Origin of the sequence: Vescimonas fastidiosa, from assembly GCF_018326305.1 — a bacterium.
Lineage (GTDB): Bacteria > Bacillota > Clostridia > Oscillospirales > Oscillospiraceae > Vescimonas > Vescimonas fastidiosa.
This window is the reverse complement of record NZ_AP023417.1, coordinates 87,810-110,658: the sequence shown is the minus strand read 5'-3', so window position 1 is coordinate 110,658 and position 22,849 is coordinate 87,810. Positions and strand designations below refer to the sequence as shown.

Annotated in this window: 14 protein-coding genes; 1 reads left to right on the top strand and 13 read right to left on the bottom strand. The window is 55.5% G+C overall.

Annotated features, from left to right (window positions below; genetic code table 11):
* Positions 1 to 5: 5 nt before the first annotated feature.
* Together KI236_RS11925 and KI236_RS11920 are read right to left on the bottom strand one after the other, a co-directional pair.
* Positions 6 to 443 (bottom strand): RrF2 family transcriptional regulator, encoded by a 438-nt coding sequence (locus KI236_RS11925; RefSeq protein WP_212822212.1) that lies wholly within the window; start codon positions 441 to 443, stop codon positions 6 to 8.
* 246 nt (positions 444 to 689) lie between these two features.
* Positions 690 to 878: a hypothetical protein gene (locus KI236_RS11920; protein ID WP_212822211.1), complete on the bottom strand. Its 189-nt coding sequence runs from the start codon at positions 876 to 878 to the stop codon at positions 690 to 692.
* A gap of 298 nt (positions 879 to 1,176) precedes the next feature.
* Here KI236_RS11920 and KI236_RS11915 point away from each other — a divergent pair, with 298 nt between their 5' ends.
* Entirely contained in the window at positions 1,177 to 2,529 is a 1,353-nt protein-coding gene (locus KI236_RS11915; protein ID WP_329958980.1) for an ATP-binding protein, read from the top strand.
* 58 nt (positions 2,530 to 2,587) lie between these two features.
* On the opposite strand, the gene KI236_RS11910 is transcribed toward KI236_RS11915, so the two are convergent.
* From KI236_RS11910 to KI236_RS11860, 11 genes are all read right to left on the bottom strand, one after another.
* Positions 2,588 to 3,226, bottom strand: a complete 639-nt coding sequence (locus KI236_RS11910) for a hypothetical protein (protein ID WP_212822210.1) — start codon at positions 3,224 to 3,226, stop codon at positions 2,588 to 2,590.
* Positions 3,227 to 3,344: 118 nt separating this feature from the next.
* Positions 3,345 to 7,751, bottom strand: a complete 4,407-nt coding sequence (locus tag KI236_RS11905) for a dockerin type I domain-containing protein (RefSeq protein WP_212822209.1) — start codon at positions 7,749 to 7,751, stop codon at positions 3,345 to 3,347.
* Positions 7,752 to 7,769: 18 nt separating this feature from the next.
* Positions 7,770 to 9,953: a transglutaminase-like domain-containing protein gene (locus tag KI236_RS11900; RefSeq protein ID WP_212822208.1), complete on the bottom strand. Its 2,184-nt coding sequence runs from the start codon at positions 9,951 to 9,953 to the stop codon at positions 7,770 to 7,772.
* 6 nt (positions 9,954 to 9,959) lie between these two features.
* Positions 9,960 to 11,057, bottom strand: a complete 1,098-nt coding sequence (locus tag KI236_RS11895; RefSeq protein WP_212822206.1) for a DUF58 domain-containing protein — start codon at positions 11,055 to 11,057, stop codon at positions 9,960 to 9,962.
* A complete protein-coding gene (locus KI236_RS11890) occupies positions 11,054 to 12,001 on the bottom strand; it encodes an AAA family ATPase (protein ID WP_212822204.1) in 948 nt (315 codons plus the stop codon). Before KI236_RS11890 ends, KI236_RS11895 begins: the two co-directional genes overlap by 4 nt.
* Entirely contained in the window at positions 11,998 to 13,122 is a 1,125-nt protein-coding gene (locus KI236_RS11885; RefSeq protein WP_212822203.1) for a terpene cyclase/mutase family protein, read from the bottom strand. The genes KI236_RS11890 and KI236_RS11885 overlap by 4 nt, the downstream gene beginning before the upstream one ends.
* Positions 13,123 to 13,216: 94 nt before the next feature.
* Positions 13,217 to 15,163 (bottom strand): DUF4430 domain-containing protein, encoded by a 1,947-nt coding sequence (locus tag KI236_RS11880; protein ID WP_212822202.1) that lies wholly within the window; start codon positions 15,161 to 15,163, stop codon positions 13,217 to 13,219.
* Positions 15,164 to 15,296: 133 nt separating this feature from the next.
* Positions 15,297 to 17,363: a hypothetical protein gene (locus KI236_RS11875; protein WP_212822201.1), complete on the bottom strand. Its 2,067-nt coding sequence runs from the start codon at positions 17,361 to 17,363 to the stop codon at positions 15,297 to 15,299.
* 25 nt (positions 17,364 to 17,388) lie between these two features.
* Positions 17,389 to 19,401, bottom strand: coding sequence for a dockerin type I domain-containing protein (locus KI236_RS11870; protein WP_212822200.1), 2,013 nt, complete (start codon positions 19,399 to 19,401; stop codon positions 17,389 to 17,391).
* A gap of 26 nt (positions 19,402 to 19,427) precedes the next feature.
* Positions 19,428 to 20,474 carry an InlB B-repeat-containing protein gene (locus KI236_RS11865; protein ID WP_212822199.1) on the bottom strand — a complete coding sequence of 349 codons (1,047 nt, stop codon included), beginning with the start codon at positions 20,472 to 20,474 and terminating at the stop codon, positions 19,428 to 19,430.
* Between the two features lie 116 nt (positions 20,475 to 20,590).
* A complete protein-coding gene (locus KI236_RS11860; protein WP_228738182.1) occupies positions 20,591 to 22,744 on the bottom strand; it encodes a cohesin domain-containing protein in 2,154 nt (717 codons plus the stop codon).
* Between the last annotated feature and the right edge of the window lie 105 nt (positions 22,745 to 22,849).

Below are 22,849 nucleotides of genomic sequence, written 5' to 3'. Positions count from 1 at the left end.
TTATGTCACATTTGTTGGGTCATTTCCTCTTTTTGAATTGCTTCGCCGGTCAGCAGCCGGTGCAGGCTCACGGCGCGGAACGCCTCGTCCTGCTTTCGCTGCAGCTCCGTTAGCTGGCAGTGGATGGCGCATTTCCCATGTTCGCTTTGCCAGCGGCAGTCATACCCCGGCTCCATGCAGGCACACAGGACGTCATGCTCTCCCATGACGACCATGAGGTCGTAGAGGGAAACGCCACACAGGTCGCAGGACAGCCGGCAGCCGCCGGCTGCGCCCCGGCTCACCTGCACCAGCTCCCCAGCGGAGAGCTTTCGCAGGATCTGATAGGCAAACTGCATGGGGATCAGCTCCGTTTCCGCCATCTCGGCGGCGGAGTGCTTCTCTCCGTCCAGCAGCACCCGCAGCATCCGCAGCGCATAGTCCGTTTCCCTTGTGATGAGCATATCCCTGCATCTCCTTTTTTGTTATATACCCATTCTATCAATCTTGATAAATCTTGTCAAGATATTTTCGGAGGAATTATACCGTCATTCTGTCATATTCCGAAAAAACGCACCGCCTTGCCATGCAAAATATTGGTAGAGACAGCCTCGGCGTGGAGAACCATTGCGCACGAGAAAGACCATGCCCGCTGAAAATCAGAGCGGCGGGGCAGTTTACTGTCCCGCCGCCCATGGTTCAAGCTTCTGTTAGACTGATAGATTGAAATGGATGGAGATGCCTTTGTTCAGGCGTTTGGCGACGCTCCCCCGGTTTACCAATGTGTAGCATTGGTAATCAACGCCGTCTGTCCGTCCGTCACGGGAATGAAACCGCAAGTTGAATTTGTTTCCGCACTGGCAAATCATCAACCGTCCGTAGACAGTGGTATGCTGCATAGAGATTTTCCAGACGCTGTCTGGAAAATCTGCGGGTAAGCCTTAAAAGGATTTCGGCAAAAATTATTGTCCGTGTCCACTTTTGAAAAAACAACTTCTGCAAAAATGTTCCTCATGTCTACTTTTGAAAAAGTAAATTAAAAATTAATATTTTTCGTGTCTACTTTTCTTGACTGCTACACTTATTGATGCGGTTAAAAGAAAAAGTGTCAATTTATAATCGCATTTCCCTTGAAAAAGTGTCACATCATAGGTATAATAACCTTGTAAAACGCACAGGATAGATGTGGAGGTGCTGATGATGCTAAAAAGGAAAATTGAAAAAGAGATTATGCACTGGATCGAGAGCAGCGACAAGGCTTTGCTGATCTATGGTGTCCGTCAGGCTGGAAAGACATTTATTATTCGGGAGTGTCTGAAAGCGGCGGGGTGTGACTATATCGAGTTCAATCTCATACGGCAGCCGGAAATTGTCGAAATTCTGGCCGGTGCAACAAGCATTGATGACCTGATTCTGAAGCTATCCCTGTACAGCGATCAAAAAATAGTTCCCGGTAAGACCGTCTTTTTCTTTGATGAGATTCAGAAATACAAGGAGATCGCCACGAAGGTCAAGTTTCTCGTGGACGATAAACGATTCCGGTACATTCTGTCCGGCTCCCTGTTGGGTGTGGAGATCGTGAATCTGAAATCCGCACCGGTCGGCTATTTGCAGACGCTCAATATGTACCCGCTGGATTTTGAAGAGTTCCTGCAAATCTTCCATGTCGGCCAGCCCGTATTGGATACGCTGCGGAAGGCGTTTACATCCAAAACGCCCGTAGAGGAAGTCATTCACGGGAAAATCATGGAGATGTTCAATCTCTATCTGATTATCGGCGGGATGCCTGCTGCGGTGGAAAAATACCGGACGACCGGAAGCATTGATGATGTGATGGATGAACACAGAGCGATCATCGAGCAGTACAAGCTGGATTTTACGCAGTATGAAGCGGAAAACCGCAAACTGCTCCTCACGCACATTTATGAACTTATCCCGGCCGAACTGAATGAGAAGAACAAGCGGTTTATGATTGCGGACATCAAGAAAGGACTGCGCTTTGACCGGATCGAGGACAGCTTCACCTGGCTTTGGAAAGCTGGTGTTGCTTTGGGTGTGTTCAACACAACGGAACCTACGGTGCCGCTCATGCTGAATGAAAAAAGCACGCTGTTCAAGCTGTTCCTGTCAGATGTGGGACTGCTCACCACCTTATACGGAAAAGCCTGTAAGCTGAAAATCGTCACCAAAGAGAAAGATATCAACAAAGGTGCCGTCTATGAGAATGTGGTGGCTCAGGAACTTTATGCCCACAAATATTCCCTGTATTATTATAACAGCAAGAAAAAGGGGGAACTTGATTTTGTTGTCGAGCAAGCAGGGCGGGTACTCCCCATTGAAGTGAAGAGCGGAAAGGACTACGAAAAGCACTCGGCACTGGACAATGTGATGGCGGTTCCGGAATACGGGATTCAGGAAGCCTATGTATTCACGAATGATAATGTAAAGACTGACGGAAAGCTGACCTATCTCCCCATTTACATGGTCATGTTCCTGCAAGACGAACCGATTGGGTTTATCGATATTTCTGTGGATAAATTCAAACTGTGAAATACCAGAACGGCAATGGAAGCACTCCGTTCCCTAAAAGGGATGCGGGGCGCTTCCATTATATCCTTTCCTGCGCCAATGCTTCTGCCTGAGTGGATATGGGACTGCTCTTATGTTTCACGCTGGATATAAATCGTTTTAGAGGTACAGGTGTTTGAGCTTTTAGCTGCCCAGAGCGTTTGCCGCCATTATTGGGGACTTCCTTGCGATGCTGATCGAAATGGAAGTAGCGAAATGAGATTTGTTTTCCATGATTGATGGCCGTATTGATGTTATCTACCAGATAGTATATCTGCTCATTGAACGACTTGACCCGTTCGGAGACATACAGATTGCTTTTTAACTCCGCAGCCTGGTATATGCTGCTCATCCGGGAGAGCTTTTCGATAAGCTCTGCGCTTTTCTTGGCTGTAATAAACTTAGAGGATTCCACGGCATCGATCAGTAGCTTCAATTCCGGCAGCGTAAGCAGATGACTGCTCAAAGAATAGCGATTTTCCCGGCTACGCTCCTCCTCAATGTCAATGCCAATGTCACAGAGCTTCTGAATATCCCCGGGTATAGTCTTCCGGTCGCAGCGAATATCATTCTCCCGCAAGTATGTAAGGATATCCCCGGTCGTGGCATAATGCTCAGCATCTGTTTTTAGCCAAAGATATTGCAAAATATATAGGAGTCTGCTCTTAGACTCAGCCATACATCCACCCCATTTTATCAATTCTTCTGTGATTATAGAAATGGCCTCCCCTGCTTGCGATAGGGTCAAGCTGGGGAGGTCATTTCATATCCGGGTTATTTCCGTGTACCACTATGATTTATTGTTCCACCGGGAACTTTGACAGCTTTCCGTTTGCTACACGGTAGATCAATGCAGCATCCGTCGTGTTCACGACACCATCACCATTTACATCAGCTGCCAAAAGTTGATCCGCAGACAACTGATATTTTCCATTTGCATAACGGTAGACAATGGCGGCATCCGTGGAATCGACTTTACCATTCCCATTTACATCACCGTATTTGACCTCGGTCTGGTCCCCAATGGTCAGGGTCAGGGTAGTCATGGGCTTATCGCAGTGGACGCCGTATTCCATCTCCAGGGTGTCGCTGTTTTCTCGGTTTTGGTACATGGCGTAGGGGAAGGTGATCTGGAAGTCGGTATCACTGGCCTTCAGCGGCTTATCGGACCAGGTGACATACTTTGTCACATCACGGGTCATGCCGTTGGCGTAGTAGGCCGTTACCTGCATACCGGTGGGGTCGAAGGTGTCTTTTACATTGTAGGTCGTCTTGTCCGGCAGCTTCGTGACCTCGATGCGTTCAATGGTGCTGCCCACGGCCATCAGGTAGGCGGAGTCGTTTTTGAAGTAGATCGTGCCGTACTCATCCATGATGGGGCTGCAAATGGCATACTGGGCCTGTGCGCCGCTGGGCGTAAAGATGTTGTAGGGCGTCGTATAGGTCTCCGTCTGGCCGCTGGCCGTGTTGGTCTCCATGGTCTTCAGAGACACCTCGGTTTGGCCGGGCTTGTCCTCCAGCACCCGGAGCTTGCCGGGGGTGAAGTTATCGAAGAAGTACACATAGACGCAGCCTGTCTCCTCCATATAGGCCGTGGTCAGAACACCGCTGGTCTGGGGATAGCCGTGGGTGCGTACCGTATAGGCAATCTCCCAGTTGGGGATGTCGATGACCGTAAGGTTATGGCCACTGTATGCGCCGAACTGTGCCGTGCCGGAGATGCCGATATAGGCCCGCCCATTGTAAATGGTGGGTGTGCAGGTGGACATGGCGGGATTGGCGGGATCGTCCGCATAGTTGTAGAGCTTCAAGGTGCGGACATCCTCAATGGTACCCTTTTCGTCCACAGTGGCCTCGTAGAAGTAGCCGCCCTTGCTGGTGAAGTAATACTTGCCGTTGTAATGGGTGATAGAGCTGCGGATGTCGCCGGTCACATTCATCTTGTAGGAGGACAGCAGTTCGCCGGTTTTGGGGTTAAAGGACAGCAGACTGGGCTTGCCGGTGGTGTAGCCGGAAGCGCCGTCATCCGTGCCGATCAGCAGGAAGTCGTCGCACACATAGGCACCGGCCCAATAGAAGCCGCCCTTGCTGGTGTAGTACCAAGTGGGGAGCTTTTCTTCCATCGTCTGGGTGGGGTCCTCGTCGGTGGCGCTCAGGCAGACATAATGGGCTTCGTTGATCTCGCCTACCCAGAAGCCGGTGTAGATGTAGCCGTCGTGATAGACAATAGAGCTGTTGGGCTGACCGCCGATGGAGTCCCGGTAGATCCACAGGGAGTCCAGGGTATTGGCGTCGAACGCCTGGATCGTGCCGTCAGACAGGCCCACGAAAATCATGCCGTTGGCGTAGGTGGGCGGGTTGATGGCGAAGCTGGAGTTGTGATCCATGGGCTTATCAATGAGAATTTCGCCGGAGATAGCATCCACCTTGTAAATGCGGGAGCCGGAGTAGGTGTAGATGGCACCGTCCACCAAAATGGGGCAGCCGCAGGCGTTCACATCGTAGCCGGATCCAATGGAGGTAGCCCAGTACAGCTCGGCATCCTTGGCGTAGACCGGCGTCTTGTAGTCCACCACACCGTTATTCTCATTGTTTTGGCGTAAGTGGGGCCACGCAGAATCGAAATTGATGAGCTTGTCGTTGGCTGGAGCCTTCTTTAGCGTAATGGTCAGTGTACCGTCCTTGTCGGGGGCGGTATAGTGCTCCACCGTTTGACCGATGTACCCGGCGCAGGTGGTAGTGTAGGAATAGCTGGCACCGGGGGTCAGGCTGTAGGTGCCGTTTTTCTCCACGATGCGCTTGCCGTTCAGGTCGTTGGTCAGGAACACCGTGGCATCCGCCGGAGTCGTTTGGATGGTCAGTTGGATGGGGTCACTCTTCTGAACATGGACGGTATAGGTCAGCTCAATGCTGCCGGTATCTGCGTGGCAGACCTGTACCGAAATATCCTCATTATAAAGGTCTGTGTTCAGAACCGCTTCCGCGCCGGCCAGCGCATCATAGCGTACGCCGTTGACCTTGGCATAGTACCCGCCGCAGCAGGCGGTGTCTGTGCTGCTGTTGGGATAGGTGCCGGAGAGGTAGAGAGCGGTGGTCTCCCGGTCTACCTTAACATAATAATCCGTGGTATCTCGATCAAAGCGGGCCGTTCCGCCCTTTAGAGTTACAAAGGGCAGTGTCTCATCCTTTGTGGCAATAGTCAGGCTGGACAGGTGCAGCTGCCGCAGCAGCTGAATATCGTAGTCCTGATAGTAGGTAGTGCCGTTTTCTGTCTTGGAAATGCGGATCGTCACCGTCTGGCCGTAACCGGCCTTGGCCACGGCGTAGGTCAGGCTCTGAGCAAGACCCGTTTTGCTGACAGGCGTTGTGATCGTCTCCATCCGTGCGAGATTATGAATCTCCGGCACGGTGCTTTGGGTCCGATACAGCGCCGTCACGGTTCCGGTTGCCGTGGCCTGCATGGCAACGGAGCTGTTGCAGTCGGACACCGTATAGTTGTAGGTGTGGTCTGCCGCCGTGAAGGTCTTGTCGGCGGCGTAGGCGATCCGGCTGGAAGCATAGGTGCCGTTGTAGAATGCCAGATCGGTCAGCCAGTCGGTGGTGACAGGCTCCGGGACGGACACATTCAGTCCGCTGGAGGCCGTGAAGGTGATCTGCGTATGATACCAGGTGTTCTTCGTGGCGATGCAGGTATAGCTCTCGCCGGGGACCAGGTGATAGATCCCGTCCACCGGGGCAATCTCGGAGCCTGCTCCATTGATCACCTGCACCGTTGTTCCGGAAGGCACAGCCAGCGTCACCGGTACGGAAGCTACCTTCTGAATGTGGAGGGTATAGGTGCTCTGCTCCCCGTTGGGCGCTGCTACCTGAATCATGTGATCCTGCGTGTCTCCGGTCAGCTGCACCGCCCCGGTTCCGGTGACGGTATAATCCTCACCAAATGGTGCGGCGTCAATATCCACAGTGGAGGACACGGTTTTTAGGCTGTACTCCCGGGTGTTGGGCGCAAACTCCAGGGGCAGCTTGGTCCCCTCCGCCGTGGCTGCCAGAGCCTTCAGCGTGGGCACACGGGTCACGGTGACATCGTAGGACTGAATCTGCGTGTAGCCGTCCGAGCCTGTATACTGTGCTTCCAGCGCGAAGGTCTTGCCCTCCATGCCAGAGGTCAGCAGATAAGTAAGGGATGTGGCTGTGCTGTTCCAGCTGCGGGATATGCCCGACATATCCTTGCCGTTGGTGCCGGTATAGATGGTGCGGAGCTTGGTGGTCTTGGTATTCGGGACATTGCCCATCGCCGCATTCAGATACACGCTGCTCAGAGCATTGGCTGTATCCTCGATCCAATACTGCGCCGTGTGGTTTGCACGGTTTTGTGCAGCGCGGTAGGGTTCTTGATCGACATCCAGCAGCCGGATATTGCCGAACCACTCGCCGTAGGGCAGGGTCGCAGCGACCTGGGCGTCGGCGGAGACCGTCAGCGTTCCCTCTGTGCGGTTATATCCGCCGTCGGACACACAGAACTTATAGTCGCCGGCGATGACTTGGACGCTGCCGGTGCCGGTGGTAACATTGCCATAGACATCCGTAAGGGAGAGGATCGGTGCCTCCACCGCATTGCCGTTTTGGGTTGCTGTGGCGGAGACGGTGTATTTGGTCCCGTCCAGAAGGGCCGCATATTCGGCAATGGCGTCTTTCAGGTTTTTCAGCAATGGTCCTGCCGAGTCGGCAGTTGCCGTCCGCAGGCCCTTCAGCGCCGTTGCGTAGGCATTGGCCGCTGCCGGATAATTCTGCACATGGTTGGTCATGTCCAGGTAATCCGCCATTTGGATAATCAGCTGGATAGCTGCGTCCGAATAAGTCGAAGATACATGGAAGCAAAGGGCCTTGACGGAAGAAGCCGGAGCGTCCAGCTTATAGCCACCCTTGTCATAATAGAGCAGGTAATTGGCGGAAACGCCGTTGATCTCATAGACGAATCCGTTTTCCAGGCCGACAAAGTCAATATCTGAATCCGCCAGCGCCTGTTGAATGGTTTGCCCAGATTTATACTGGATACGGGTCGGCTCCACGATGGTGCTGTTGGCGTTCATAGCCACAAGCACAAAGCTACCGGCGTACTCCTCTGCGGCCATCGCCGTGACCGGCATGGCGGCAGAGAGCAGAAGCACCAGACTCAGCAGCAGAGCCATTACTCTTTTGTGCATTTTCCTTCCTCCTTGTTTTCAATACAGGCAGTTCCATAGCCGGTACCGTATTTTCTCCCAGGTTGTCCAGCTGCCCTTGCAGGCATCCAGTACACGCACGGCAAATGAGTCAACCTGCTTGCGCTGCTCCGGGGTCATCTCCTGGGTGCTGAACAGCGCCTTTTGATTCAGTTCTGCGGCCTCCGCAGCATCCTCCGGGAACTGCACCGTACTGTGGCGCAGCAGGCAAACGGCATAGCCATAGCGCATGGCAATGGCCTCCCGGTCGTTTGCGGCGTCGATAGCGGCCATCTTCTTCCGAAACACCCTGCGGCGATGGAAAATGCACCCGGCCAGCAGCAGGATCAGCAGCAAGGGAAGAAGCAGTAGGTAGTGGGCATTCAGTGAGAAGGTAAATCGGTCCTGCTTGTGCTCGTTGATCTCCTCTGGCTGCTCCACCTCTACAAATTGCTGGGTGTTGTTCTCATAGGTATTCTCATCAGGGCTGTCGCCGCCCAGGGACAGTTCCTCGTCGTCTATGTAGCCGGGAGTCACCTCGAACGGCACAAAGCCGACACCGCTGACATAGTATTCCGCCCAGGCGTGGGCGTTTTCTTCCGTCAGGGTAATGGTCTCACCGGCCTTGTAGCGGGCGGCATCCTCTGCCGAGAGGTAATATCCCTCCACATAGCGGGCCGGAACGCCCATGTAGCGCAGCATCAGCACCGCTGCCGTGGCGTAATGGACGCTGTAGCCGTGTCCGCTGCGCTCCAGCGTATATTGCAGGAAGTCGCCGCTGCCGTTCATGGTCCGGGCAGTCGCATCGTAGGTCATGGCTTCCCGTAGATAGTCAAAGATGATGGTGCGGATGTCGCTGATGGTCCGGGTCTGGGTGTCCAGCTTCAATTGCCGCTGGAGGACGGCCCAGCTATCCTGGGTCATTTGCAGGTCCACGGCCCGGAGATAGTCGGCATAGGCCTGCTCCTTGGATAGATAGGTCTCGATGTTTTCCCGGCCCTGGGCTGTGGAGAGGTTCCGCTGGATCTGATACCAGTCCGGGACGCTGCCTTTCAGATAATACAGGCTCTCTGCCGGGGGCAGATTCGTGTCCCCGATGCGGTCCGCTGCCAGCGTTTCGCTGCCGTAGACGGCGTAGGGGTAGTAGCCGTGGGCGGAACAGGCGGAGAGATTTCGTATAGTCATGGACAACGGTGTGGCCGTCTCCGTATAGCCATCCGCCAGTGCAATTTGACTCTGGCCGTAGAAACCCGCCTCATGGAGCCAATAGAAAAGGTCCTCATATTGGGCAGTTTCTTCGGTATCGGCTGCTTTCCAGCCGGTGCCGGTGTAGGTGTCGTAGACCTGCCCACGCAGATACACCTTTTCCGGCTGCTCCATTGTGACTTCCAGCGCCGGGGTGTCGCTTTTATTCCAGGCGGGTAAGTTCTTGAGGTTTCCTTCCGGCATGGAATTGGTATCGCTGTCGTAGTGCCGCTGGTGAAGCTGGGTTTGCATCGTCTCGACCATGTCTGTATTCAGCTTGTCTTGGCAGGACAGGCCCATCAGCAGACACAGCGCTGCACACAGGACCGGCAAGATCAGCTGCGCCGGAACGCCTGCAAGGGCTTCTCCCTCTGCCGTGTGCTGCACCATCAGCAGCACCGTGCCAATAATCAGCAGCCCACCGCCGATGCCTATGGGAAACAAGCCCAGCAACAGGGCTGCATAGCAGGGCAGCAGAATCGGCAAGGCCAGCAGCATCCGTCCGCTCCATGCGCTACGGCTGAGAAGCAGCGACACCGCCAGTAGCAGAACCGTTACCGCCAGAGGCAGAAATTGGGCATCCGCTGCCGCAAGGTCCAGGTAGATCTTCCCGGTCTTTTTCGTCAGCAGGGTCAGGAAATCATTTGCCAGTGTTCCAAAACCGGGTAGGACAAATTTGTTCAGTGCCAAGCTCAGAAGAAGCAACACGCCGATGCCCGCTGGAACGAGCCAGTTCCCGATTCTGGTTTGGTATACTATCAGCAACGCCGCCTGCACCAAAATCGCAGCTGCTGTCATGGCCCACCATGGGTAGGGAACAGAGGGAAATGCAGCGGTTAAAAGCAAGCAGAAGCCCACCGTCAGAACGGCACAGACCACCCAAGCACCCCAGGGAAAGTGCAGCTTTTTCTGTGCCGTTTCGGTGACAATCCACTGGAGTCCGTTTTCATTTTTTCGCATGATGGATTAAACCTCCAGTCGCTGCATGGCCTCGGAATAATTCTGCGGGGCAAAGGTGGTCGCACCGGGGTACTGTTCTTCGGTACAGAGGATGAAATGCACCCGTCCGTCCGTGAGCAGCTGTTCTTCCGGCGCTGTGCCGAAACAGAGAATTCGGCTGTAACCGTCAGTTTTGGGCAGGCGGCACTCAGCGCTGCCCCTGGTTTTTACCAGAGACGGGATGGCCTGCAAAAGCTGGTTTTCCTCTGAAATGTCCTGGACCTGCAGATCGTCCCGGTCCGTCCAGCACAGGGTATAGGGTACACCACTTTGCAGCAGTGCCATGCCTGCGGAGGACACGACCTCCGCCAGTGCGTCCATCTGCTGGGGGTTACCGCCGGGACGCTTATCCCAGAATACCAAAAGGGAACGGCTCTCCGGCTGGCTGGCCTCTTTCAGAATCAGCTCATCTAACTTGGAGGACAGCTTCCAGTGAATTTGCCGGATATCATCGCCGGGGCGATACTCCCGGAGCTGGTACACCTCGCTGCGGTCCTCACCCCGTCGATTGGAAGTGCCGTCGTCGGCATAGGCCGGTCGGGCGGTCATGTCCGCCTCCATTGGATACAGGTCCGGGAGGATGGTCAGACGGGCATCCGCTTTCACGAGGGCCTTCATGGGAAGCAGGCCCAGATAGTCCAGCAGGGTAAACCGGCTGATCTGCACATACACTCTGCCGCAGAAGCTGCTTTGCAGCAGGATGGTTTGGCTGCTTTCGCCCTTGGCTCCGATGCTGCCGGTCAGCGTCACTGTCTGGTCTTCCTCAGTGAGATCATTGCGGATAGAGACCTGACAGCCATAGCGCATTACGGGCAGAAACGCTCCGTTGCGGATACGCACCCGACAGCTGACTGCCGTGCGTTTTGCCGCTGTGGCCGGGGTCAGAATGTCCGCCTGCAGGTGCCTGCGAACATAGAAATTGACCGCCCAGGAGGCCAGGGGCAGCAGGAGCAGCAAGCAGAGTCCGGCCAGCGCCCAGAAGGAGCCGCTTGTAAGAAGCAGCGCCGCCAACGCCAGCAGCAGGATCAGATAACACAGGGCGCTGCCTAAGATCGTTTTTCTCATTTGCTGGAAAATTCCCGGACATCCGGCTTCTGGACGGAGGTAAGTACATTTTGCAGGATCAGTGCCGCTGTATAGTCCTGGAGCCGCGCCTTGGAGTTGAGGATCAGACGGTGGACGCACACATCCGGGAACACGGCGCACACATCGTCAGGGATCACATAGTCCCGGCCCTCTAAGTAGGCGTTGGCCTTGGCCGCACGGGTCACAGCCAAAGCGCCACGGGGACTGACACCCAGGGTCACATAGGCGTTGGAGCGGGTCAGATCCACCAGCTCTGCAATATAGTCATAAATTCGGTCTGCCACATGGATATTGCTGACCTCTGCAATGAGCTTTTCCAGCTCGGCAGGGGAAGTCACTGTCTGGCAGGCAGAGAGCGGGTCCACATGATGGCGATCCTTCAGCAGTGCCGCCGTGCTGGCCCGATTGGGATAGCCCATGCTCAGTTGGAGCATAAAACGGTCCAGCTGGGATGCGGGCAGCATCTGCGTACCCGCAGAACCCACCGGGTTTTCCGTTGCCAGCACGATAAAGGGCTTCGGCAGGGGCCGGGTCACGCCGTCCACGGTGACCTGCAACTCCTCCATAGCCTCCAGCAGAGCGGATTGGGTCTTGCTGGAGGTACGGTTGATCTCGTCCGCCAGCAGCAGATTGGTCATAATGGCTCCGGACTGATATTTCAGCTTGCCGTCTGCCTTATCGAATACGGAAAACCCGATAATATCCGATGGCAGGGTGTCGGAGGTGAACTGGACACGCTTGGAGTCCAGACCTAGCGTTTTGGAAAATGCCTTGGCCAGCGTCGTCTTGCCCACGCCGGGGACATCCTCCAGCAGCACATGGCCCTGTGCCAGGATGGCCAGCAGCACCTTGCGGACGATGTCCTCCTTGCCCAAAACGACCTTGTTGACCTCTGCCTGAATTTGATCTGTCAGCTTGTTCATGCCTTTTTCCTCTTTCTGCCGATGATGTAGATCGCACCGGCGGCGATTACGACTACCGCACCGATCACGGCGCAGATGATGATTCCATTTGTGCCGAATGCCTCACGGGGCGCTTGAGTGCCGTCAAAATGCAGCACCCACGGCTGCCCGGACCGCACACGCTGCACAGCCACTAAGGCCAGGACGGATTGGGCCGTTGCCAGGCCGTCGCCGGCCCCCTCCAGCACATGGCGGTAGGTGCCGTCCGCTTCCCGGAACTGGGAAAGCTCCGTCAGCAGGGTGTGCTCGTCCTTGATAAAACGGCTATCCGTCTCCGGGTCAATGCCCAGGGCGCACAGGGCCAGGATGACCTGGGCTGTGCTTTCCGCGTTCTCATCGCCGTAGGCGATATACCCGCAGGTGTCCGTCAGCTGGCCGGAAAGATAAGTAAGCGCTGCGTCGATCTCGGTCTCCAGCTGGTTCCGATAGGGGGCCAGTGCCTGCACCGCCATAGCGGTGATGTCCACATCCGATTTTCCGGGGATCAGGCCAAAGCCGCCGTCCGGCTCCTGGGCAACGGCAATGGCATTTACCATGTCCTCTCTGGAATACCGTGCATCGTCCGGGACCTCCGTATCCTCGGCATCCAGAGCCAGCAGCGCCCATATCCAGCCATTTAAGCCCTGAGCGCCCGGATCACCGGCGTAGTTATAAGTACCCTCTGCGATCAGGTCAATGGCCGAGCCGTCGGGCTTCGTGCCGAAGTTGGTGGGGTTGCCCCCCAGTGCCAGCACCGTTAAAGAAATCCGGTGGTATTCCGTGGCCTTGTTGCGGTCCAGGCATCCGTTTTTGGCGTATGCGTCCTCCACATGGGCCTTCAGTTCCGCCAAATAGTCGGAATAGCTCTCCCTTGTGCCGGACAGCGCCATAGCTATGGCCAACCAATCGCAGACGGAATCGCCTGCAGGAAACAGTTCCCGGTCTTTCAGCAATTCACCCTTCTTGCCGCCCAGAGCGGACATTCCCTCCGCACTCTGTGCGATCTGTTTTTCCAAAGAAGGCTGCGCTTGCGCAAAGACCACCGTTGGGAGCAGAAGCAGCACACAAAGAAGTGCCGCTAATATTCGTGTTGCTCTTTTCATGCAGTATCCTCCATCGTTCGTTTCAACGCCCTTCTACTTTACCGTTCCCGTGTCCCGTTAGAGCGTTTCCCATCCTCCGCCGCATCAGCCGGTCCTATTCGAAAGTTGGCTCTGTGGGCGTAGGGTCACTGGGGTCCGTGGGACTTGGTTCGGTGGAGTCCGTAACGACCGGGTCGCTGGGTTCCGTGGGCGTCAGTTCCGTGGGGACCGGCTCCGTAGGGGCAGGCTCTATTGGCTCCGTTCCGCCGCCGGTGGCCGGGAGAATATCTGTTTTCTCCTCATGGCACTTGGAGCAGCAGTAGTGGATGTAACCATCCTCTGTTTCGGTGGGTTCCAAACGGTCCGTCTCCACGAAGTCGTGGCCCAGGGCTTGGTAGCTGCCGTTGATCCACAGGCCGCAGTAGCTGCTCAGTGAACCGTAGCCGCCTCCGGTGGAATCGTAGCCGCCGATGTCCTTGCCGTAGGACAGGGTGAAGCGCACATAAATGGTAATGCCGTTGCGGACCTTGTAGCCACTCATGCCGGTACCCTCATACAGGGTGCCGTTGATGGAGTACATCCAGCCCGAGCCTTGGGTATAGTCAAACTCCCCGATGCTGTCCCGGTCATAGTTGTCATTGGTGGTGATGCCGTCCCGCAGGATCAGCTCCCAAAGATGCTCCGGGACATTGGCACGGTAGGCAATGTCGCCCCGGCTAATCCGGCGCAGATAGAAGTTCATAGTGGTGGACCCCTGGTAATCCGGCTCATAACCGCGCTCCTGCAGGAAGCGCAGCAGCACGGATGCCGCCGTTTCGCCCTCCACGATGTCCAGCGTACCGGTATCCAGAATGCCCAGGCCGATGGTGGTCGCATCCAGCACCACATCCACCGAGCCTGCCGGGTCGCCCTCACTGATCTGGTGATAGGTGACGGTGTAGACCTTCATGGTGGAGTTTCCGTTACCATCCCAGGCCAGCACCCGGACAATGTGGGTTTCTTCATCGCCCGACTGAGGGGGATCGAAATACAACTCGTAGGTGGGTTGAGAATCGCCGTAGCTCTTTTCCACAGTTTTGCCGTCCAGCGTGACCCGAATTTGATTGGAATAGATCACACCGGCTCCCAGCTCTGCGTTGGCACGGGCAATCACCGTCAAGGGGAAGGTTTGGGAGCTCATGTCCAGGCTGGCCCCGTCCAGATTGGTAACGATGGAGGGTGGATAGTCCCCCACCGTCGGGTGGGTATCGTCCGCAAGATTCGCGTAATAGCCCACCCGGTACTGAACAAGTCCCAAAAAGGTCTCCCCATCATAAAGAGACAGCACAAAGAGGTTATCTGCGTTGAAATCCAGCTGTGCCTCGTAGTCCTGGTTATTCTGAGAAGTAAGCAGCAATCCGTTTCCGGAATTGGTCTCATTTTTCAGCCGGACACGGATATGCAGATCGCCCTTACCCAGGGGATAGGCCACAAAGGTCAGCTTGCTGTCGGGCAGCTCTGCCTTGGTAAGCTGCTGGGTTTTCAGTGTCGTATAAATGCGGGGGGTATCATCCTCCTCACCGCCGCTGCCGTGGTCACCTCCGCTGCCGCCGTGGTCCCCATCGTCTCCGCCGGTGCCATCACCATGGTCACCGGAATCCTCGGAGCCGCCTTTGTTATCGTCTGACTTGGAGCCGCCCTGGTCGCCCTTGCCGGGGTTATCCGTGGGGTCTGTGGGGCCCGATGGATCCGGCTTGGTGTCATCGGGTTTCTGCGTGTCATCCGGCTTCTGTGGCTCATCAGGTTTCTGCGGCTCGTCGGGCTTCTGCGGCTCGTCGGGCTTCTGCGGCTCTGATGGGTCCTGGGCAGTATCCGTATTCTCTGTATTATCCTTGCCGGAGCTTTGTCCGCCGGTGCTGCCGGAGCCTTGCAGCGACTCTGCCTGGAGCCGATCCGGCTGAGTGCTGATGGGATTCTCCGGCCTTGTCCGACCGGAGGAAAGAAGTGAGAGGCTGATCCCTGCCACCAGCACAATGACCAGCAAAATACTCACGGCGCTATATAGGCCGCTATGTTTTTTCATACGGGTATCCTCCAAATGCTTATTTTGGATTCTTACCATCGTCTCCTAAAACAGGAGGCAATGGTAAAGCCTCAAAATATGGCGAATTGCCTCCCCTCCCAAAAGGGAGGGGAAGCTATGGCCCCGCCTGGTTTTATTTGCTGTTTGCGATGATCGCAACGGCGTCAGTGGAGTTGACGACCTTATCTTTGGTCACATCCGCGCGCAGAAACTTCCGCACAGAGACTTTTTCGAAGTCGGTGTACTTGCCGCTGTAGATGTCATAAGTAAGTTGAGCATCGTTGATGTCCACAAGGCCCGTCTCGTTGACATCATAGCTCTGGGTCACTTCCTCGGCAGTAGCACTGGCCTGCGTGATCTTGGCCTCAGCCGCAGCCTGGTCGAATGTCTCATTCTTGTCCACGATCACCAGCCAGCTGTACACATTCTCACCGTAAGCGGTAGTCTTATACATGACATTATCGCCGTAGGCAAAAGCCTTGCCCTCTTCGGGGGTGCCGGTCACGGTTACCAGAAACACGGTCTTGTTATCCATCTGCACATACTCGGAAACAGCTACCTCCATGGTCAGAGTGGATTTCTTCTCGATGGTGATGACCAGATCGCCGGTGACATTGACGATAGTGTAGGTGTTATCGGCTCCCTCGGTGATAGTCACATTCTTGCCGCCCATAGTGGCAGTGATGGTGTACTCAAAGTTCTTCTGCTTGGCCACGGTGAAGGTGTAGTTAGCCTTTTCCTGAACGGTGCTCTCGCCGGTAGCATCACCTGCGCCGGTACCTGCAAAGGTGACCTTGTAGGTTTCCAGCGGCTTGACCTGCTTATTGCTGTTGATGACGATGTCGCCGATCACATCCACACCGGGGATGGTGTAGGTGGTGGTGCCGTCGTCATTTACCTTGGCCGTAAAGCCGGTGTATGCCTTGTCGCCGATGGTCACAGCCATCTTGTAGACATAGCCATCCACAGGGGTCAGCTTGAAGGTGTAGTCAGTCTGGTAAGTAGCAGTCGCAGCACCGGTGGTATCCGCGCCCAGGGTGACGTTGAAACTCTTGGCGGTCTTGGTGCTGGAGACAAACACATTGCCGTTGACATTGGGCACGGTGTAGATGCCATCCTCGTCCGGGCTAACTGTCGTTGCCTCACCGCCGCCGACGGTGACGGTGACAGTGTAGTTATAGTTGGGGTCTTTGGGAACGAAGGTCAGGTTGCCGCCTGCTGCGATCACGGAGCCCTCCGCGTCGGTGCGGGTGAAGTCATCCGGCAGAGTCACGGTGTAGCCGCTGACGGTAATAACGGCGGTGTCATCCAAAATGGCAGCCGCAGGTGCGTCAAACTCAACGGCGTTTGCATTGGCATCCACACACGCTTCCGTTACTTTCACATCAGATCTACCCTGGCCGGCTGCCACAAAGCTCAGAGTCAGTGCATCGCCCAGCTCGGCGGCTTTGCCGTAACGCACGATTCGCACGGTGCCGTTGCCGGGGATCACGCGATAACCCTCGATGCTGGTGGCTTCCATGTTCAGCGTCAGAATGGCGGGGTCAAAAGAGAAGGTCATGTCGTAGGCGTTGTAGGTGGTCTTGCCGTCGTTGTTGCCGATGGCCACAGGGATCTCCACGATTTGGCCGGAGGCTACCTGCTTGTCCGCACCCAAGGACACGGTGTAGCCCTTGGCTTCACTGGACTTCACTGTGACATCAATGATGTTGCCGGTTAATTTGACATCGTTGTCTTTAAGCGTATCATAGTCAGGCAGCGCTTCGGTTTTGACCTCAATGCGAGCGTTTTCTGCCGTGATGTTCTCCGTTGCCGTAAAGGTAACAGTGGCAATCTTGCCGGTGTTAAGAGTGACAGGGTCGCCTGTAGTGCTCAGGCCGGATACCCGGATGGCATTTTTACCAAGGATATCAACATTATCTCCCACTGCGCCAGTAATGCCCGTGCCCGACATACATCCAGGTTCAAGCTCGCCGCTGGTTTTGACATAAGCAGTCTTGTCAAAATAAATTGCCCACTCCCAGTTATTCAGGTTCGTAATGGTCTTGTCGATCGACAGTGTAAGCGTAATCGTATCACCCGGCTGAACCTCTGTCTTATCAACTGTTGTTGACATCGTCGGAACATCAGCAGCAAATACAGCAGGGATAAGGCTGATAATCATGGCGATTGTCAACAGAATGGAAAGAGTTCTTTTCATTTTGTGTTTAACCTCCTTATGGTATTTAGGATTCTGCGGGGAATTTACTCATTTTCCCGTTTGTATAACGATAGATCAACGCAGCATCTGTGGAGTTTACAGCACCATCGCCGTTAACATCTGCCGACAACTTCTGAGAATCTGTCAGTGTGTATCTTCCATTAACCGAGCGATAGACGATTGCTGCATCCGTGGAATTTATGATGCCATCTCCGTTCACATCCCCATATGTCACATCCGGCTTCGTGTCTGCCTTTGCATACTCAAAGGTGAACAGCGCGACGGGCGCGGAGTTCTTGTCAGCGGGGGCACTCAGCGTGATCGCCTTGCCGCTGCCGTCCTCGTTGCGGACATACCCTGTCACCGGCATGATCACGGTCTGCGTGCCGTCCGCATTGAGGGTATAGCTGTTCTCCAGCGTGATGGGCTTGAGGGTATAGCCGCTTGCCTGCGCCGCCGCACGGTTCACGGCAGTCGCCGCGAACTCCACCTCATAGGCGTAGACCGTGGTGCCGTCGTGACGGATGTCCACGTCCTTGTTGTAGGTCACGGTCACCGTTTCCGCGCCTTCGGGCACGGTCACATGGTACTTGGGCACTTCCTTATAGGTCGTCTGGCCGTCCGCGCTGGTCAGCGTGGTGATGCCCTCGTAGCTGGTATTCTTTGCTGCCAGCTTTTCACCATTCACGGCAGCGTCCTGGAAGGGGCGCTCCAACTCGGCGTCCGCCGCCACGTTCAGGATGGCTGTGGCCGGTGCGATCTTGGCATAGTTCGTGCCGCCGCTGTCGTCCTTGGGGATCGTCCGGTTGGGGTCCATGCCCACGAGGTAGTAGGTGCCCTCCTCTGTGGGGGCGGTGAAGGAGAAGGTGCTCTTTCCGTCAGCCGCTTCCTTGTACTGCTCGATTTGCTCCCACTTGTCGTTATACAGGAACACATCCAGGTTCGAGAAGGGATAGAAGTCGCTGCCCTCAAAGGTCGTGCCGTAAGCCTGAGAGGAGATCGTCATCTCCATGCCGGGGCGGGCATTGTACGCGTCCTTGTCAAAGCAGGTAAATGCACCGCCGCTGGACCAGAAGCTCCAGTTGGTGAACATGGCCACATCCCACGTATCGCCGTCCGACAGCACGATGTAGTCGGAGGTGGAGCCCCAGCCGGGACTCATGTAGGGAAAGCAGTGGTTGCGGTAGTACATCAGGTTCTCATCATGACCCCAGAAGTTGGCCATATACAGGCTGGTGGGCGAGCCGGTGATAGTCAGAGCGGCAAAGCTGTCTGCCGTATAGGCCGGTGTTTCATCCATGTAACAAACATCTTCACCCAGCTTAAAGCTCGCCAGCGCGTCACGAGGATAGGCACCCTTGCAGCATTGCTCCTCCGGCAGGCCGATGAAGTAGCGCTCCAGCAGATAGAGATACAGGTGCAGGCCGGTGGGCCGCTCCACGATGTTCTCGTCGATGTATTTGCCTTCTCCGTTTTCCGTGTGATAGCGGTAGTATTCGCTCAAGTTGTACCGGCCCAAGTCAAAGTAGGGGACGGTGATGGCCTTGTGGCACAGCACCGTGCCGTCGCGGCCCCTGATGGGTACGCCGTCGTTGGAGATGGTCACATACACCGTGACCTCCTTGGCGGGGGTCTCATCGTAGTTATACTGTGCGTCCAATCCGTGGGGAGCTTCCTTGACCGTGATGGTAAAGGTCGCTGTAAGCTCTTTGCCGTCCGAGCAGGTCGCCTTGACCTTTGGCTCATAGGTGCCGGGGTCTTTCTCTGATACATAGAGTGAGCCGTCCTTGACCTTGGTTTGGACGCTGAACTGCGCTGCGTTGGTCAGCGTGTAGGTCAGCGTATGGCCGTCCGTATCTTCAAAGACATCTGAAAGCTTGATCTCCAGCAAGCTGCCGGCCACAACCTCGCCGGTGGTGACGGCATCCGCCTTCACGGAAACGCAGGAATCCGCAGCCAGCGCCGGTATGACGCCGAATACGCCTGCCGACAGAGCCAAAGTCAGTGCCAGCAGCAGAGATAGTATGCGTTTTCTCATATTTGTTTACCTCATCTATGCGTAGATTACATCCAGCGTGCGTAGAGCGTCATGTTGCTGCGCACCGGGTCTTTCTGTGTATCCCAGGGCTTGGTGAGCGCCTGATCTGCATACCAGCCGCCGAACACTGCGCCGGGCTTCGTGGGCGTCATGACTTCGCCAATGACGCTGCCCCGCTTCACGGAAACGGCCTCCAGCTCTGTGCCGCCGCTGGTCTCAAAGCGAACCTTCTTCTTGCCCAGCAGAGCCAGCAGAATCAGCAGCAGGGCCAGCAGGCCCACGCCACCGATGATCCACCAGGTGACGCTTCCTGCGGCGGCACCCTCGGCCCAGTTGGCGTAGAGGGTCATGTTGCCCTTAACGGTGTCCTTGTGGAAGTCCCACTTTTGGGTGCGGTCCAGGTCTCTGTACCACCCCTCCAGGTGGTAGCCCTCCCGGATGGGGTCCTCGGGCTTTTTCACCTTTTCACCGTACTGGACGGTCTGGGAGGGGACCTCCGTGCCGCCGTTGCTTTCAAAGGTAACGGTGCAGTCCGTGGTGACGATGACGGACACGCTATTATCCTTCACGGTGTATCCGGCCATGCCGTCCTGGGTGGAAACCAGGGTGTTGGTGGGGATAAGCTGCGACACACCCTTCGTGCCGATGACCTTCATCTGAAAGCTGCCGACTACCACCTCCGGCTCCCAAGCCTCGCCGCCCTTAAAGGACACGAAGTTCAGATAGAAGGCCCGCCCGCCGGTGCGGCGGCCTAAATCGCTCCAGCGGATGCCGGGGGCGGTCATGACGCTGCCGTCCACCAGCTGGAGGAAGGTGTCGTCGTACTCAATCTCGGTCTGCATACCGTACATATCGGCGCTTTCCTGGGCGTCGGTGCGCTTGAGCACCAGGGTCACGGTGATGGTCTCGCCAGTGGTGGCCCGCACCTCAGATGCACCGCCTACGGACAGGTCAAAATTGTAGCTGCGGCCCTCGTCTGTTTTGCTGCCTGTCTGCGAGGCAAAGGCTGCGGTGGGCAGCAGACACAGCAGCAGACACAGGGCTGCCAATAGTGTAAAAATGCGTTTTCTCATGCTGATCTCCTTCTCTCTCCGACCGGTTGGGCCGTTTTTTGCCCGGCCTGGCCGGTGCGAAGCCCCCAACGGGGGATAGCCTCCCCTCCCGCCGGGGAAGGGAGGCTGGCAGGACCTTACTTAAACTGATTCACGATGGCCACAGCGTCGGTGTGATCCACCACCTTAGTGGCGTTTACATCGGCCCGCAGGAACTTCTCCACGGAAACCTTGGTGAAGTCACTGTATTTGCCGTTATACATATCGTAGACCAGCTGCGCATCGTTAACATCCACCTTCCCGGTCATGTTCACATCGAAGCCCAGGGTGATGGTGACCACATTGTCTGCGGCAGAGATGGCGACCTTGGCGGCGGCCTCCTCCTGGGTCAGAGTTTGACCCTTGTCCACGATCACCAGCCATGCGTACTGATCCGTGCCGTAGGCATTGACCTTATACATGGTGTTGCAGTCATAGGTGAAGGCTTTGCCTCCCTCGGGGGTGCCCTTGACCGTTATGAGCATCATGGTCTTGTCATTCAGCTCCAGATATTTGGACACGGTCACTTCCTCCGCGCTGTGGGAGACCTTTTCCACCTTCACGACCAGGTTCCAGCTTCTGGCGTATACATACAGATAGTCGTTATAATTCACGGCCTCGACCACATATTTCCCATTGCCAAGGCTGCGCACGGTGGCGGGCCTCTTAGAAGCTGTGGGAGTGGCGAGGGGCTGATAGTAAGCCGTGACGGTGTAGTCGCAGCTCTCGCGCTGGTTCAGCGTGAAGTAGTAGGGCATATTCTTGCCCATAGAGCTTGCATTCCCGGAGGCTGCGTCCTCAACGCCGTTGCCGGTGAACACGACCGGAATACCAGATTCTGTGTTGGGGTCGATCCATATTTCCACACCTCCAACGATTTCTTTTCCAGGGATCGTGTAGGTGAGGGTGCCATCGTCATTGGCAGTGGGGACCGCTATGACTGTATGGACAAAGGGATCCCCGTTGTCTACACTGTAAATTACACGGTAGGAGTAGCCGGCCCTCGGGGTGACGACGAAGGAGTAGTCATTCAGATAGGTGACTGTCTCCGGGCCCTTGGTCACATCCTGCTCCACATCTTCGTCAATCTTGTATTTCACATCGTACTGCTTGGGGGTCTTGCCGGTGTAGGTGACCTCCACATTGCCGGAGATATTCTCGATGGTGTAGGTGTCATTTGCGCCGAAGGTCAAGCCCTCGGTGGCGCTGTCGCCCATCTTCACGGTGAAGGTGTAGGTATAGTGGCTGTCCACGGGCTTGAAGGTGAAGCTGCCGCCCTTGGGGACCAGGCGGGTCTCGTCAGAGGTGAACGCATCCGGCAGGGTCACGGTGAAGTTATTGGCGTTGACCACGGTGTCGGCGTCGGAAATGGTGGCCTCCGGAGCGTCAAAGTTGATGGAGTTGGCATCCAGATCAAATTTGGCGTTGGTCAGCGTCACGGCGGAGGTGGCAGTCGCCTTGGCGGTGAACTCCAGGGCCAGGGCCTCGCCCAAGGGCACGGCATCGCCGTAGCGGCGGACCCGAACGGTACCGTTGTTGTCCTCCACCGTCAGGTTGGCGGCGGCACCGGTCTTGGTGTTCAGGGTCAGGGCCGCCGGGTCATAGGTGAAGGTCATGTCATAGGCGTTGAAGCCGGTGATCTTTTTCTCGGAGGAGGCGACGGTCACGGGGATACGCACCCGCTGACCCGAAACAAGCTGCTGGTCAGCACCCATGGAAACAGAGTAGCCGGTTTCAGTTTTTGGAACGGTGATTATACTGCCACCCTGCTCAGTAACAGCAAGAGAGCCTGTTACTCTGGCGTTATTGATGGCAGCCATTGCTTTTGCATCATAAAATGAGCCGAGAAATGTGTAGTTGATCGCTTGTCCAACCTTACAGGAGTCATTTACCTTGAATGTAACTGTGGCAAACGCACCAGTTTGGCGCGTCTGAATTTTATTCAAAATATCTGTATCTTTGCCTTTGTTGCTGTCGATTTTGAAGAAAACCTTCGATTTGTCGTCACCAGAGTTTTTTTCCGTTACGGTACAAGTCATACCCTCCCAAGAGCAGGTATAACTCTCATAAGTCAAGACATCCTTGTTATACTTAAGAGTGGTAGTGACTTTATAGTAGTCAGATGGAGTTTGATCCAAATTAATCGTTGCAGTTATTTTATCTCCAGCATGAGGAGCTTTATTATCAAAAGTTAAAGTGAAGATTTGACCAGTTTCAACGGCAAAAGCCACAGGAACTACGCTTAAGAGCATTGCAATCGCAAGTATAAACGAAAAAATCTGTTTTTTCATACTATTCTCCAGTATATAAGTATAAGGTCCGGGGAATCCGCAAGCGGATTCCCCGGACCTGCGTTC

Bases quoted from the DNA above. Each gene is read 5' to 3' on its own strand.
- KI236_RS11915 (WP_329958980.1), top strand. From the start codon at position 1,177: ATGATGCTAAAAAGGAAAATTGAAAAAGAGATTATGCACTGGATCGAG.
- KI236_RS11885 (WP_212822203.1), bottom strand. From the start codon at position 13,122: ATGAAAAGAGCAACACGAATATTAGCGGCACTTCTTTGTGTGCTGCTT.
- KI236_RS11910 (WP_212822210.1), bottom strand. From the start codon at position 3,226: ATGGCTGAGTCTAAGAGCAGACTCCTATATATTTTGCAATATCTTTGG.
- KI236_RS11925 (WP_212822212.1), bottom strand. From the start codon at position 443: ATGCTCATCACAAGGGAAACGGACTATGCGCTGCGGATGCTGCGGGTG.
- KI236_RS11890 (WP_212822204.1), bottom strand. From the start codon at position 12,001: ATGAACAAGCTGACAGATCAAATTCAGGCAGAGGTCAACAAGGTCGTT.
- KI236_RS11880 (WP_212822202.1), bottom strand. From the start codon at position 15,163: ATGAAAAAACATAGCGGCCTATATAGCGCCGTGAGTATTTTGCTGGTC.
- KI236_RS11865 (WP_212822199.1), bottom strand. From the start codon at position 20,474: ATGAGAAAACGCATTTTTACACTATTGGCAGCCCTGTGTCTGCTGCTG.
- KI236_RS11900 (WP_212822208.1), bottom strand. From the start codon at position 9,953: ATGCGAAAAAATGAAAACGGACTCCAGTGGATTGTCACCGAAACGGCA.
- KI236_RS11870 (WP_212822200.1), bottom strand. From the start codon at position 19,401: ATGAGAAAACGCATACTATCTCTGCTGCTGGCACTGACTTTGGCTCTG.
- KI236_RS11895 (WP_212822206.1), bottom strand. From the start codon at position 11,057: ATGAGAAAAACGATCTTAGGCAGCGCCCTGTGTTATCTGATCCTGCTG.
- KI236_RS11860 (WP_228738182.1), bottom strand. From the start codon at position 22,744: ATGCTCTTAAGCGTAGTTCCTGTGGCTTTTGCCGTTGAAACTGGTCAA.
- KI236_RS11875 (WP_212822201.1), bottom strand. From the start codon at position 17,363: ATGAAAAGAACTCTTTCCATTCTGTTGACAATCGCCATGATTATCAGC.
- KI236_RS11905 (WP_212822209.1), bottom strand. From the start codon at position 7,751: ATGCACAAAAGAGTAATGGCTCTGCTGCTGAGTCTGGTGCTTCTGCTC.
- KI236_RS11920 (WP_212822211.1), bottom strand. From the start codon at position 878: ATGCAGCATACCACTGTCTACGGACGGTTGATGATTTGCCAGTGCGGA.